Source organism: Enterococcus sp. DIV2379 (assembly GCF_050542965.1).
GTDB classification, from domain to species: domain Bacteria; phylum Bacillota; class Bacilli; order Lactobacillales; family Enterococcaceae; genus Enterococcus_D; species Enterococcus_D entomosocium.
Window position 1 is genome coordinate 25453 of sequence record NZ_CP172938.1, and the last position, 12479, is coordinate 37931.

Here is a 12479-nt window from a genome sequence, read left to right on the forward strand (position 1 = left end):
CTTTACTAATTGGGTTATTGATTGTACAATTCAACTTGAGGGTTCTGTTTTTTACGCGGGTCTTTCCCACTAAACTGAACAATAAGCCCCAAGCAGCTTGGCTGGCTTGGAAATCAGATGAAGGAAGAGGAAAACAATGACAAAAGTACGTGTACGTTACGCGCCAAGTCCAACAGGACATTTACACATCGGGAATGCTCGGACGGCTTTATTCAATTATTTGTTTGCTCGTCACAATGACGGTGAATTTATTATCCGAATCGAAGACACCGATCAAAAAAGAAACATTGAAGATGGTGAAAAAAGCCAGCTTGAAAACTTGCAATGGTTAGGGATGGATTGGGACGAATCACCTGAAAATCCAGGGGAATATGGGCCGTATCGTCAATCAGAACGCGGCGATATCTACCAACCACTGATCGATCAATTGCTCGCAAGCAATCGTGCGTATAAGTGTTATTGTACGGAAGAAGAGTTGGAAGCCGAACGCGAAGGCCAAAGAACGCGTGGCGAAATGCCTCATTATGCAGGGAAATGTGCCAACTTAACACCGGAAGAGCAAGCCGAAAAAGAAGCACAAGGCTTGAAACCAGTGATTCGTTTCCGTGTCTCTCGCAATACTGAATACAAATTCCATGACATGGTCAAAGGCGAGATCGTTTTTGAATCAGATAATGTCGGTGGCGATTTTGTCATCCAAAAACGTGATGGCATGCCGACCTACAACTTTGCAGTAGCAGTGGATGACCATCATATGAAAATCACCCATGTGTTGCGTGGAGATGACCACATCGCCAACACACCAAAACAGTTGATGATCTATGAAGCATTTGGCTGGCAAGCACCGGAATTCGGTCACATGACATTGATCATCAATAGCGAAACTGGGAAAAAATTAAGCAAACGGGACGAATCGATTCTGCAATTCATCGAGCAATACCGTGAATTGGGCTATTTGCCAGATGCTATGTTCAATTTTATTGCACTTTTAGGCTGGTCACCAGTTGGGGAGGAAGAAATTTTCTCTCAAGAAGAATTGATCAAAATCTTTGATCCTGAACGGTTGAGCAAATCACCAGCTGCCTTCGATGCCAAGAAATTGGAATGGGTCAATAACCAGTACATGAAACAAATGGATTTGGATGAATTGACGGCAATGTGCGTTCCTTACTTGGTAAAAGCTGGCCGCATCGAAGAAACATTGACCGAAGAAAAAGCTGCTTGGTTGAAAAAAATCGTTTCCTTGTATCAACCACAAATGAGTTTTGCGGCTCAAATCGTCGATCTTTCGGAATTGTTCTTCGAAGAACATCCTGAATTAGATGATGCAGCCAAAGAAGTCTTGGCAGGGGAAACCGTACCGACGGTTTTAACAGCCTTTAAAGAAAAATTGCTGGCGATGCCAGTTGTTGAAGCTGCAGCAGTCAAAGCAGCTATCAAGGAGATCCAAAAAGAAACAGGCATCAAAGGCAAGAATTTATTCATGCCGATCCGCGTGGCGGTCTCAGGCCAAACCCATGGACCAGAACTACCGGATACCGTTGAATTATTAGGGAAAGAAAAAGCCCTTGATCATTTGAATAACGTGTTATAAACACAGCGAATAGACGAAGTACTAGCCGATTTTTTTCAGAGAGGCCACGGAAGGTGAGAGTGGTCAAAAAAGGCTAGGAAATGCACCTAGGAGTGGCTTTGGCGCAAGTCAAAGACGAAGCAGCGGACGTTACCCGCTTGAAGGCAGTGCCGAACTGCGAACAAAAGTGGGACCACGCAAAAAAGCGTCTTTTGAATAAGGAAACTTATTTGAAAGACGCTTTTTTCGTATCAAGAAGTTTGGATAAAGCAGGTGAGAAGATGACTTGGTTCAAAAAAGCAATTGCGGCAACAAAAAAACACGATCCGTCGGTGCGATCAACGTTGGAGATCATCATCACGTATCCGGGATTCCATGCCTTATTTTGGCATCGTTGGGCGCACTTTTTGTTTCAGCATCGCTGGTATTTTTTGGCAAAACTGACGGCCCAGTTTTGGCGTTTCTTGACCGGGATCGAGATTCATCCTGGTGCCCAGATCGGCCAAGGGGTCTTTATCGATCATGGGATGGGGGTCGTGATTGGGGAAACGGCGATCATTGAAGATGATGTCGTCTTGTTTCACGGAGTCACCCTGGGGGGAACCGGCAAAGAGCGGGGCAAGCGTCATCCCACGGTTAAAACCGGTGCGTTTCTCTCAGCCCATGCGCAGATCTTAGGTCCTGTCACGATCGGTGAATATGCAAAGATCGGCGCCAATGCAGTGGTTTTGAAGGATATCCCCGCAGAAGCAACTGCTGTCGGCATCCCGGCAAAGATCGTTCGAATCAAAGGAAAGAAGGTTACCCACGATGATTAAAATCTATAATACGCTGACACGAGAAAAAGAAGTGTTTCAGCCATTGGAAGAAAAGAAAGTAAAAATGTATGTTTGCGGACCCACCGTCTATAACTATATCCATATCGGGAATGGCCGCAGTACTGTTTCATTTGATACCGTACGTCGTTATTTCGAATACCGCGGCTATACAGTGGACTATTTGATGAATTTTACCGATGTCGATGATAAAATCATTCGTGCAGCAAAAGAATTAGGTACGACGGCCCCAGAAGTGGCAGAGCGTTTTATCAACGCCTTCAATGAAGATACTGCAGCGCTGAATGTCAAACCTGCTACGATGAATCCTCGTGTGATGGATCATATTGAAGACATCATTGCCTTTATTGCTGCTCTTGTAGAAAAAGGCTATGCCTATCCAGTCAATGGCGATGTTTATTACCGTACCCGTAAATTTGCTCACTATGGGCAATTAAGCGACCAATCCATCGACGAGCTGGAAGTCGGCGCAAGCCAGCGAACCGGTGAAGAACAAAAAATCAAGGAAGATCCGTTGGATTTTGCTTTGTGGAAAGCGGCAAAAGGCGATGAGATCGCTTGGGAATCTCCTTGGGGAGCCGGCCGTCCCGGCTGGCATATCGAATGCTCGGTGATGGCGACCAAACACCTAGGCGAGACCATCGATATTCATGGAGGCGGACAAGACTTGACCTTCCCTCATCATGAAAATGAGATCGCCCAAAGCGAGGCAAAAACCGGCAAGACCTTTGCCAACTATTGGATGCATAATGGCTATGTGACGATCGGTGAAGACGAAGAAAAAATGAGTAAGTCGCTGGGCAACTTCGTCACGGTGCATGAGATGGTCAAAAAAGTTGATCCACAGGTGCTGCGTTTCTTTTTGGCAACGACTCAGTACCGCCGACCAATCAAATACAGCGAGACTACCTTGCATGAAGCACAAACCAATCTGCAAAAATTGCGTACGACCTATGAAAATGCCAAATTCCGCTTGAATAGCAGTCACTATCAAGCCAGCGATGAGGAAGTCAATGCACCGGTTCTGGAAGAATTTGAAGAACGTTTCATCAAAGAAATGGACGATGATTTCAACGCGGCTAATGGGATCACAGTGGTCTATGAATTGGCGAAGTGGCTGAACTTAGCTAGCGAAGACCCAGAAACAGACTTGGCTTTATTAACCGCTGGATTAGCCAAGTTCAGCGAATGGCTGACGATTTTCGGGATTTATTTTGTATCAGAAGAATTGCTAGATGAAGAAATCGAACAGCTGATCAATGAACGAATCGCCGCCCGCAAAGCCAAAGATTTTGCCCGCAGCGACCAAATCCGTGATGAGTTGAAAGAACAAGGGATCATCTTAGAAGATACCCCGCAAGGAACCCGATGGAGACGAGAAGTATGAGAGATTATAAACAATTGAATGGTTTGGCATTGGCCTATGTGGGGGATGCGGTCTATGAAGTCTATATTCGCGATTATTTAGTCGCCCAAGGCCAAACCCGACCAAACCAACTGCACCATATGGCGACCCACTATGTATCTGCCAAGGCCCAAGCAGCGTTGATCCAAAAGATGTTGGATGAAGAGATCTTGACCGAAGAAGAACATGATTTTTATCGTCGCGGCCGTAATAGTAAAAGTCATACGGGTGCCAAAAATGCCGATGTCACGACGTATCGCATCGCTACTGGCTTTGAATCGCTGATCGGGTATTTGCACCTCACGCAGCAAAAAGAACGCTTAGACGAGCTGGTAGACTGGTGTATAAAGAAAGTAGGAGAAGAAGATGCGAGAAAAACCGCAAAGAAAGCGTCCAAATAAAAAAACAGCTGGCCAATCAGAAGCTAGAAAAGAAAATAGACCGGATCGCCGCAAAGAAGCCGAGGGAGAAGCCATCGAAGATAATTTTGTCTTTGGCTATCATGCGGTTGCTGAAGCCTTGAAAGAAGGGCGAGGCAACAAGCTGTTTCTTTCTGAAGAGGCAAGGGGAGAAAAGATCGATCGTCTGAAAGAAATGGCACGGGAACAGGCAGTTCCTGTCAAATGGGTGCCAAAACAAAAGCTGGATACGATGAGTGACCAAGGGGTCCATCAAGGCATGATCTTGGCGATCACCCCTTACCAGTATTTGACCTTGGATGAATTGTTGGCCCAAACGAAAGAACAGCCGCTGTATCTGATTTTAGATAATCTAGAAGATCCCCATAATTTCGGCTCCATCATGCGAACCGCTGATGCCAGCGGCGTAGACGGGATCATCATTCCGAAACACCGTGCGGTGGGGATCACGCCGATCGTGGTGAAAACATCGACCGGCGCAGTGGAACATATCCCTGTGGCTCGAGTGACCAACTTGACCCAAGCAGTCCAGCAGCTGAAAAAAGCTGGTTTTTGGATCTTCGGTACTGATATGAGCGGCAGTGATTACCGTACATGGAATGCCCAAGGGGCGGTCGGTTTGATCATCGGTAACGAAGGTCGCGGCATGGGGGAAGGTTTGAAAAAAGAAGTGGATCAAATGCTGACGATCCCAATGACCGGGCACGTGCAGAGCTTGAACGCCAGTGTGGCGGCAGGCTTGTTGATGTATCAGGCCTTTACTAGCCGAAATGGGGCATCCCAATGAAAACCCCTTTGCTGATCGTGGATGGCTACAATATGATTGGCGCTTGGCCGGAGCTGGTTCTTTTGAAAAATCAGGACCGTTTAGAAGATGCGAGAGAAGCTTTGCTGAACCGGCTATCGAATTATGCAAAATATGAAGGCTTGAGAATCATCGTTGTTTTTGATGCCCAACTGGTGCCTGGTGTGACACAAAGTTACACCAAATATCAGCTGGAAGTTATTTTTACCGAAGAAGGAGAGACCGCCGACAGCTACATTGAACGAATCGCTGGTGAGTTAAACAATCGATTGACGCAAGTCACCGTCGCTACCAGCGATTTAGCCGAACAGTGGGTGATCTTCTCTCAAGGTGCCTTACGAACTTCGGCACGGGAATTGTACAAAAGCGTGGAAAAAACGGAAAAAGACATCCACGAGCATCAAACCGATTTGCGGTTTGAAAATTTCCGGCGCAATTCCCCTTGGTCACCGGAACAATTAGCTGAACTTGAAAAGAAATTGCGCGACCTTAGTTAGGGACAAAGTTGGTCTGGTAAATTAGAAGATGTCCCAGCCATTTATGATACGCTCCTTTTGTAGCAAATGAAGCAAAAACAAAAGGAGTGATATCGATGCGCAGGGAAGAAGGACAAGTATCACACCCTTCTGATAGATTTGAAGAGTTGTTCAGAAAATATAGACCGATCGTTGAGATTTTGCATAAAAAATATTATCTGCGGGATTATGACTTAGATGATTGGCTGCAAGAAGGCCGGATCGTTTTTAATAAGTGTCTAAAGACTTACGATCAGGACAAAGGAACGACGCTGGGTATCTTGTTTAAGCGATCCTTTGAAAACCGTATCTGCAGCTTGTTGCGGGCGCAGCATGCCCAAAAACGCAAAGCCCAAGTCGATGCCTGCTCGCTGGAAGAAAAGCTTTCACAGGAAGGCAATCGGTTTTTGACCGATCATAATCGCTGTGCGGAAACTGCAGAGACCTATTTGTTTGTTAATGAATCGTTGGTAGAGTATCCGAAAAGTTTATCGTCTTTAGAAAGAATGGTTATAATGAATTATTTAAAAGGATTAGAACTTGATCAGATTGCGGCTCAAGAAAAGCTGTCTTACGAAAAAATAAAAAGCGCTTTCAGTCGCGGTAGGACAAAATTGATAGCGCTTATCAAAGACGTTTAACAAAAATCTTATTGAAAGTAGAATTATTTTATGGTAAACTTGAAATTTTCTGCATTTCGTGGTATAATGATGCTCGAGGTGAATGCGATGCCAACAACTTTAGCTACAATCAAGAAAGATTTAGAAGGCCGTATCGGTAGTGAGATTATGCTAGTTGCTCAGACTGGACGTAAGCGTCAAACTGAACGTCGCGGCGTTTTGACAGAAACTTATCCTTCAGTTTTTGTTGTAGATTTGGATCCAAACGAGAATTCATTCGAGCGGGTTTCTTATAGTTATTCAGATATTTTAACCAGAACTGTTGAGATTGAATTTTTATCGGAAGCTGTTTGAAACAAGAAGAGTTGACACTTTGTTGACTCTTTTTTGGTTCAACAAGATAAGGAGTGATGGGATGGCGTTTTTTCTAAAAGAGTTAGGGGAAATGACTGGGGTGGAGTTTTATCAACTTGCCCGTTTGCGCACAGCAGTTTTTGTGGTGGAACAAGCGTGTGCGTATCAGGAGATCGATGCGATCGATGCACAGGCCAAACATTTATGGGCCCTTGATGAGGACGGGCAGGTCGTTTCGTATGCCCGTATTTTCCAGCAGGAACAAACGGTGCATTTTGGTCGGATCATTGTGGCACCGACATACCGGGGGCAAAAAGAAGGCCATCGTCTGATCAAAGAAGTTTTGCATCGCATTGAGCAGTGTTATCCGGCTTTGCCTATTGAGATCGAAGCACAAGCCCACTTAGAAAAATTCTACGGCCAGTATGGCTTTAAAACCATTACACCGCCTTTTTATGAAGACGGGATCCTGCATGTCGGGATGAAAAAAGAAGCAAGCACAGCGACTCTCTAGAGAGGTTCGCCGTGCTTGCTTCTTTTAGTGCTATGATTGATGGATCGGATGAATCCGAATTGCTTCTTTTGTCCTTAATGACAAAGAGCCGGTTTCTTATCTGATCGTATCGTCCAATGATGTTGGACGTGGATCAACGGTGTTGGCAGTAGGCGTTTGCGCTTTTAAAAGATCACGAATCTCTTCTAAATAATCCTCTGCAGTGATTTCTGGTACTTCGTCTTCCTCAGGTTGTTGTTTCAGATTGCGTAATTTGTTCACTGCTTTGACAATCAAGAACAAGACAAATGCGGTAATCAAGAACGTAATAATGGCAGTGATGACGCGGCCAAAATCAAAGACTACATTTTTGGCGGGTTCAAAGACCAAGCCAGAAAAGGCATCGGCGTTACCGAAGAGTGATAAGATCCATGAAACCAATGGTGTCAGCAATCCTTCAACTAAACTAGTGACGATTGCGGTGAAGGCACTCCCGATTACGACCCCGATCGCCAAGTCAATGACGTTTCCTCGTAAAATAAATTCTTTAAATTCTTTAATCATCCTGTATCCTCCCTTCTAAATCTTACTGACAGTATAGCGAAAAATGCAAGATTTATAAAAAAAAACGCTCGCTGCAGCAGGTTTGATCAATGAGCCAAGGAGAAAGTTTGTCAGCTATGCTATAATTGAAGAGATAATTTTGCTTCTAGAAGGGGTGTCACATGTCTATTGAATTAAAAAAAGGTGTTCGGTTAACGGTGCTGCCGACCAAAAAGTATAAAACGATCCGTTTTTTCGTTCGGTTCACTGCACCATTGCAGGCCGAAATGACCGCCAAACGGACTTTATTGACTAGTTTATTAGAAACGACTAGTTTGGCTTATCCGACGCAGACCGCATTTAGCAGTCAACTGGCGGAGCTTTACGGTGCCAGCTTCGGAATGAATGTCAACAAACGGGGCAATCTGCATCAAATCAATGCAGCGATGTCCTTTGTCAACGGGAAGTATGTGTCAGATGAAGCAGTCTTGCCGCAAGCAGCCGCTTTTTTAGCAGAAGTTTTGTTCCATCCGAATGCCCACGAGGAGCAATTTGAGGAAAAGAACTTTACCATCGAAAAGCACAACTTGATCGCCTATATGAACAGTGTGGCAGAAGATAAGCAAGCATTGGCTTCTTTAGGGCTGCAAGAGTTGTATTTCGAAAACGATCAGAATCAGAAGTATCCGAGCTTTGGCCGTCCCCAAGACTTAGAAGCTGTGACCGCAAAAGAGCTTTACCAAACCTATCGCTCAATGATGGACAATGACCAAATCGATCTTTTTGTGATCGGCGATGTGGTTGAAGCAGAAGTCGCGGAGATTTTCCAGAACATGGCCTTTACCGATCGGCCAGACCAAGCAATACCGGTCTTTTATCAGCAAGCGGCGGAAAATATCATTCGCGAGAAAATCTTGCGGGAACCAATCATTCAAGCCAAATTGAACTTAGGCTATCATACTGGCGTGTATTATGACCAAGCCGAGCGGATCGCCTTTATGGTCTTCAACGGGTTGTTTGGCGGATTCCCTCATTCAAAACTGTTTATGAATGTCCGAGAGAAAGAAAGTTTGGCTTATTATGCTTCCAGCAGTATCGATACGTTTCGCGGGTACTTGTCGGTCCAAACAGGAATCGACGGCAAAAACCGCGACAAGGTCTTCAAATTGATCGAACAACAGCTGCAAAGCTTGCAGCGTGGCGAAGTCACAGCGGAAGAACTGGCACAAACAAAAGCGATGTTGAAAAACCAGTACTTGCTTTCGTTGGATAACCCACAAGCACTGATCGAAACAGCCTATCTGAATCAGTGGGTACCGAATACGAAAATGACGGAAGATGAATTTATGCAGAAATTGGCTCAAGTGACCGTAGCAGATGTCCAAGCATTGGCCAAAAACGTGTCCTTGCAAGCTGTATTCTTCCTGGATAAGGAGACGACCCATGAATAAAAAAGTCTATCAGCAAATCAATGAGACCCTTTATGAAGAAGTATTGCCAAACGGCTTGAAAGTTTATTTGCTGCCAAAAGCCGATTTCCATAAAACTTACGGACTTTTCAGTACGAACTATGGCTCTGTCGACAATCATTTCGGGTTTTCACCCGAAGCATTGCATCAAGTTCCAGATGGCATTGCCCATTTTCTAGAGCACAAACTGTTTGAAAAAGAAGACGGCGATGTCTTTCAAACCTTTGGTCAGCAGGGGGCTTCTGCCAATGCCTTTACCAGTTTCACGAAAACCAGCTACCTTTTTTCGGCAACCGATCAAATCAAGCTGAACCTTGAAACGTTGATCGATTTCGTTCAAGCCCCGTATTTCACAGAAGAAACCGTCGAAAAAGAAAAAGGGATCATTGGCCAAGAAATCCAAATGTATGATGACGATCCGAACTGGCAGCAGTTTTTCGGCATCATCAAAAATTTGTATCCGAAGCACCCCCTGCATATCGATATCGCTGGTACGGTGGAAAGCATTGCGCAGATCACCGCAGAAGACTTGTATCTTTGCTACAATACCTTCTATCACCCAAGCAACATGACACTTTTTGTGGTAGGCAACATCGATCCGGAAGAAACGATGGCGTGGATTCGGACCAATCAAGCGGCCAAGACCTTTCCAGAAACGCAAGCGATCATTCGCCAGTTTCCTGAAGAAACCTTTGCCGATATTCAAGCAGAATCAAGTCTTACCATGCCAGTGACACGTGCTAAAGGCGTGTTAGGGATCAAAGGGGACTTGAACAAACTGCCGGAATCAGGAAGAGAGCTCTTACGCTTCAAAAATGCGTTGAACCTTTTCTGCCAATTGGTTTTAGGCAATACTTCCGCCAATTATTTACGTCTGTATGATCAAGGCATCATCGATGACACGTTTGGATTTGAAGTGAACTTGGATCGCGGCTTTTACTTTGCCGATTTCTCGGGGGATTCTGAAGAGCCAAAAGAAATGTTGGCAGAGATCGAAGCGATCTTAATGAATTTCCAGCACGACCCAGAGATTAATGAAGAAAACTTGACGTTATTGAAGAAGAAAATGCTAGGGAAATATTTCCAATCACTGAACTCATTGGAGTTTATTGCAAACCAGTTTACCCAAAGCTTATTCGGTGAAACGACGCTCTTTGATCTACCGGAGGTGATCCAATCGATCACTTTGGAAGATGTTCAGCAAGCGGCTCGTTCCTTTATCGATCCTAAAGCGTTTAGCCGTTTTTACATGTATCCAACGGAAAAAGCCTAAGCGAAGGCTGGTTTTGTCAAACAGCTGTCATTTAAGCGACACTGAATGATTCAAGGAGGAAGGCCCAACAGCTCAAGGGCTGCCCACCTCCTAGATCATTCAGTGTTTTCTTTTTGCGTCAAAGGGTGGTTTTTTCTTGCATTTTGATGCCAATTTGGCGAAAAGTATTAAAATTTGTTTGCGAGTTGTGGTTAGGCTATCCTCAGACTTTTTCTTTTATGGTATTCTTTAATTATTGAAGCAAAATCTTTTTTTGTTTTTTTGCAAAAAATCACGGAAAAAATGTTATATTTAGTAGACGGCGCGCCCAGATGGAAATCGGCGTGACGGAGTTTTTTTTATTGACTGATACAGGGAACCCCTGTTTTAAAATGATAGAGCAGCTTTGCTGACCTTACGACAAGCAGCGAAGCGATTTTAGGGCTTTTTTTAAAGATGAATAAAAGACTGGAGTAGATGATCGAGTGGCCAACGAAACAACGATTGGAGCAAAATTACGGCAAGCCCGTTTAGATAAAAACATTTCATTGATTGAATTACAACAAATGACAAAGATCCAAAAACGCTATTTAGAAGCAATTGAAGCGGAGCGTTTTGATCAATTGCCAGGCACTTTTTATGTCCGCGCGTTTATTCGCCAATATGCAGCAGCGGTTGGAGAAGACGGCGACAAATTGGTAGCCGTTTTTGATGGCAAAGATACGTTAGACGCCCCCTTACCAAAAAGACCGCAGCCTGAAACCGTCAGCGGCTCACGAAAAGCACAGCACGTAGAAGAAAAAAGCGGCTCATTTGTCGTCCGCTATTTGCCGATGATTCTATTAGGTCTGGTGGCCATTACGATCGTGAGTATCGTGGGCTACATGGCTTGGCAAGACCGGAATACAACGCCGATGATCCAAGGAAGCTCTTCTCTTGTGGTAGAAAATTCAGCGTCTACCGCTTCCACCACGTCAAGTACGGAAGAAACCAGTACTTCGAGTGAAGCGACTGAGTCTTCAAGTACGACGGAATCCAGCGAAGCGAAAATGACGATGACTGCCAGTGATTCGACGCAATCGTCGATCACGATCACGATGAAAGATGCGGAAAATCCTATTGAATTAGCATTTACTGGGCTAGATGCTTCTTGTTGGGTCGGTGTACAAGTCGACAACGCTTATGTGTACCAATACACTGTTCAAGCGGGAGAAACGCAATCGATGACGCTGCCAGAAGGCGCCACGAATGCGACTTTGACCCTGGGCGCAAGCCAAAACATCTCCATCACTGCCAATGGTCAGGAAGTGGACTTTTCTGATCCGCAATTTGAATTGTTACAAAAGACAGTCCGCCTCGTGATTGAATACCAAGACGATGCGGCATAAATCTGACAAATGTGCTTCATTGAGGTATCATTAGCTAAAAAGTTATCTGTTGCATCCGACCATTGAAAAGCAGAAGTAGTGGCATGATTTGCCGTTATTTCGTACAATAGTCGGCAGAGAGGAGTCTATTTCGTGAATTTACCCAATCAATTAACTGTATTACGGATCATTATGATCCCCATCTTTATTTTGGTCTTGGTTTTGCCAATCGATCTTGGTACGCTGACCGTTGGTACGACACAATTAGAAAACACGCACCTTATTGCAGCGATCCTTTTTGCGGCAGCCAGCATTACAGACTGGCTAGATGGCAAGATCGCTCGTTCCAGAGGCCTTGTTACCAACTTCGGGAAGTTTGCTGACCCGTTAGCAGATAAAATGCTCGTCATGACGGCTTTTATCATGCTGGTTGAATTAGACAAAGCCCCAGGCTGGGTAGTTTCGATCATCGTTTGCCGCGAGTTGGCAGTGACGGGTTTACGCTTGTTGTTAGTGGAACAAAGCGGGGAAGTCATGGCTGCTGCGTGGCCAGGGAAAATCAAAACCGCGACACAAATGGTTGCGATCATTTTCTTGTTCTTGAACAACATTCCCTTTTCAATGATCGGTTTGCCTATCGATCAAATCATGTTGTATCTATGTTTGATCTTCACGATCTATTCCGGGGTCGATTATTTCATAAAAAATACGAATGTTTTTAAAGATTCTATGTAAAATTTCTAGATCTAGATAAAGAAGCGATAAAAACAAGGATACAAGTCACGAAAGTTCAGAAGTTTTCTGGACTTTTTTTGTCAATATGAAAGA

The 12479-nt window shown here is 44.6% G+C and carries 14 protein-coding genes and 1 other annotated feature; of the genes, 13 read left to right on the forward strand and 1 reads right to left on the reverse strand.

Annotation, left to right across the window (positions count from 1 at the left end; all coding sequences use genetic code 11):
• Positions 1 to 136 precede the first annotated feature (136 nt).
• The 9 genes from gltX (at position 137) to IGI92_RS00160 (ending at position 7041) form a co-directional block, all read left to right on the forward strand.
• Positions 137 to 1594 carry a glutamate--tRNA ligase gene (gene gltX, locus IGI92_RS00120; protein WP_005232907.1) on the forward strand — a complete coding sequence of 486 codons (1458 nt, stop codon included), beginning with the start codon at positions 137 to 139 and terminating at the stop codon, positions 1592 to 1594.
• Positions 1591 to 1789 (forward strand) — a binding site (T-box leader). It overlaps the preceding gene by 4 nt.
• A 65-nt stretch (positions 1790 to 1854) precedes the next feature.
• Positions 1855 to 2391, forward strand: coding sequence for a serine O-acetyltransferase EpsC (epsC, locus tag IGI92_RS00125; RefSeq protein WP_034872105.1), 537 nt, complete (start codon positions 1855 to 1857; stop codon positions 2389 to 2391).
• Positions 2384 to 3796, forward strand: a complete 1413-nt coding sequence (gene cysS / locus IGI92_RS00130) for a cysteine--tRNA ligase (protein WP_005232905.1) — start codon at positions 2384 to 2386, stop codon at positions 3794 to 3796. Before epsC ends, cysS begins: the two co-directional genes overlap by 8 nt.
• A complete protein-coding gene (locus IGI92_RS00135; protein ID WP_005232904.1) occupies positions 3793 to 4215 on the forward strand; it encodes a Mini-ribonuclease 3 in 423 nt (140 codons plus the stop codon). Before cysS ends, IGI92_RS00135 begins: the two co-directional genes overlap by 4 nt.
• Positions 4181 to 5020 (forward strand): 23S rRNA (guanosine(2251)-2'-O)-methyltransferase RlmB, encoded by an 840-nt coding sequence (gene rlmB, locus IGI92_RS00140; protein ID WP_005232903.1) that lies wholly within the window; start codon positions 4181 to 4183, stop codon positions 5018 to 5020. The genes IGI92_RS00135 and rlmB overlap by 35 nt, the downstream gene beginning before the upstream one ends.
• Positions 5017 to 5535 (forward strand): NYN domain-containing protein, encoded by a 519-nt coding sequence (locus tag IGI92_RS00145; RefSeq protein WP_005232902.1) that lies wholly within the window; start codon positions 5017 to 5019, stop codon positions 5533 to 5535. Before rlmB ends, IGI92_RS00145 begins: the two co-directional genes overlap by 4 nt.
• Before the next feature lie 95 nt (positions 5536 to 5630).
• Positions 5631 to 6194: a sigma-70 family RNA polymerase sigma factor gene (locus IGI92_RS00150; protein ID WP_005232901.1), complete on the forward strand. Its 564-nt coding sequence runs from the start codon at positions 5631 to 5633 to the stop codon at positions 6192 to 6194.
• Between the two features lie 87 nt (positions 6195 to 6281).
• Positions 6282 to 6527 (forward strand): Veg family protein, encoded by a 246-nt coding sequence (locus tag IGI92_RS00155; protein WP_005226417.1) that lies wholly within the window; start codon positions 6282 to 6284, stop codon positions 6525 to 6527.
• A 61-nt stretch (positions 6528 to 6588) separates the two neighbouring features.
• Entirely contained in the window at positions 6589 to 7041 is a 453-nt protein-coding gene (locus tag IGI92_RS00160) for a GNAT family N-acetyltransferase (RefSeq protein ID WP_087664730.1), read from the forward strand.
• A gap of 96 nt (positions 7042 to 7137) precedes the next feature.
• Here IGI92_RS00160 and mscL read toward each other — a convergent pair whose 3' ends face one another.
• A complete protein-coding gene (gene mscL, locus IGI92_RS00165; protein ID WP_005232898.1) occupies positions 7138 to 7584 on the reverse strand; it encodes a large conductance mechanosensitive channel protein MscL in 447 nt (148 codons plus the stop codon).
• Positions 7585 to 7745: 161 nt separating this feature from the next.
• Between mscL and yfmF the strand changes: the two genes are divergently transcribed.
• The 4 genes from yfmF (at position 7746) to pgsA (ending at position 12386) form a co-directional block, all read left to right on the forward strand.
• Entirely contained in the window at positions 7746 to 9014 is a 1269-nt protein-coding gene (gene yfmF, locus IGI92_RS00170; RefSeq protein WP_005232897.1) for an EF-P 5-aminopentanol modification-associated protein YfmF, read from the forward strand.
• Entirely contained in the window at positions 9007 to 10305 is a 1299-nt protein-coding gene (gene yfmH / locus IGI92_RS00175; protein ID WP_005232896.1) for an EF-P 5-aminopentanol modification-associated protein YfmH, read from the forward strand. Before yfmF ends, yfmH begins: the two co-directional genes overlap by 8 nt.
• A 464-nt stretch (positions 10306 to 10769) precedes the next feature.
• Positions 10770 to 11672: a helix-turn-helix domain-containing protein gene (locus IGI92_RS00180; protein WP_016608952.1), complete on the forward strand. Its 903-nt coding sequence runs from the start codon at positions 10770 to 10772 to the stop codon at positions 11670 to 11672.
• Between the two features lie 132 nt (positions 11673 to 11804).
• Complete coding sequence (gene pgsA / locus IGI92_RS00185; RefSeq protein WP_005226440.1) at positions 11805 to 12386, forward strand: CDP-diacylglycerol--glycerol-3-phosphate 3-phosphatidyltransferase; 582 nt, start codon at positions 11805 to 11807, stop codon at positions 12384 to 12386.
• Positions 12387 to 12479 lie beyond the last annotated feature (93 nt).

Excerpts from the sequence above, each read along its gene's own strand:
- IGI92_RS00155 (WP_005226417.1), top strand. The coding sequence starts at position 6,282 with ATGCCAACAACTTTAGCTACAATCAAGAAAGATTTAGAAGGCCGTATC.
- mscL (WP_005232898.1), bottom strand. The coding sequence starts at position 7,584 with ATGATTAAAGAATTTAAAGAATTTATTTTACGAGGAAACGTCATTGAC.
- IGI92_RS00135 (WP_005232904.1), top strand. The coding sequence starts at position 3,793 with ATGAGAGATTATAAACAATTGAATGGTTTGGCATTGGCCTATGTGGGG.
- yfmH (WP_005232896.1), top strand. The coding sequence starts at position 9,007 with ATGAATAAAAAAGTCTATCAGCAAATCAATGAGACCCTTTATGAAGAA.
- yfmF (WP_005232897.1), top strand. The coding sequence starts at position 7,746 with ATGTCTATTGAATTAAAAAAAGGTGTTCGGTTAACGGTGCTGCCGACC.
- rlmB (WP_005232903.1), top strand. The coding sequence starts at position 4,181 with ATGCGAGAAAAACCGCAAAGAAAGCGTCCAAATAAAAAAACAGCTGGC.
- gltX (WP_005232907.1), top strand. The coding sequence starts at position 137 with ATGACAAAAGTACGTGTACGTTACGCGCCAAGTCCAACAGGACATTTA.
- cysS (WP_005232905.1), top strand. The coding sequence starts at position 2,384 with ATGATTAAAATCTATAATACGCTGACACGAGAAAAAGAAGTGTTTCAG.
- IGI92_RS00145 (WP_005232902.1), top strand. The coding sequence starts at position 5,017 with ATGAAAACCCCTTTGCTGATCGTGGATGGCTACAATATGATTGGCGCT.
- IGI92_RS00160 (WP_087664730.1), top strand. The coding sequence starts at position 6,589 with ATGGCGTTTTTTCTAAAAGAGTTAGGGGAAATGACTGGGGTGGAGTTT.
- epsC (WP_034872105.1), top strand. The coding sequence starts at position 1,855 with ATGACTTGGTTCAAAAAAGCAATTGCGGCAACAAAAAAACACGATCCG.
- IGI92_RS00150 (WP_005232901.1), top strand. The coding sequence starts at position 5,631 with ATGCGCAGGGAAGAAGGACAAGTATCACACCCTTCTGATAGATTTGAA.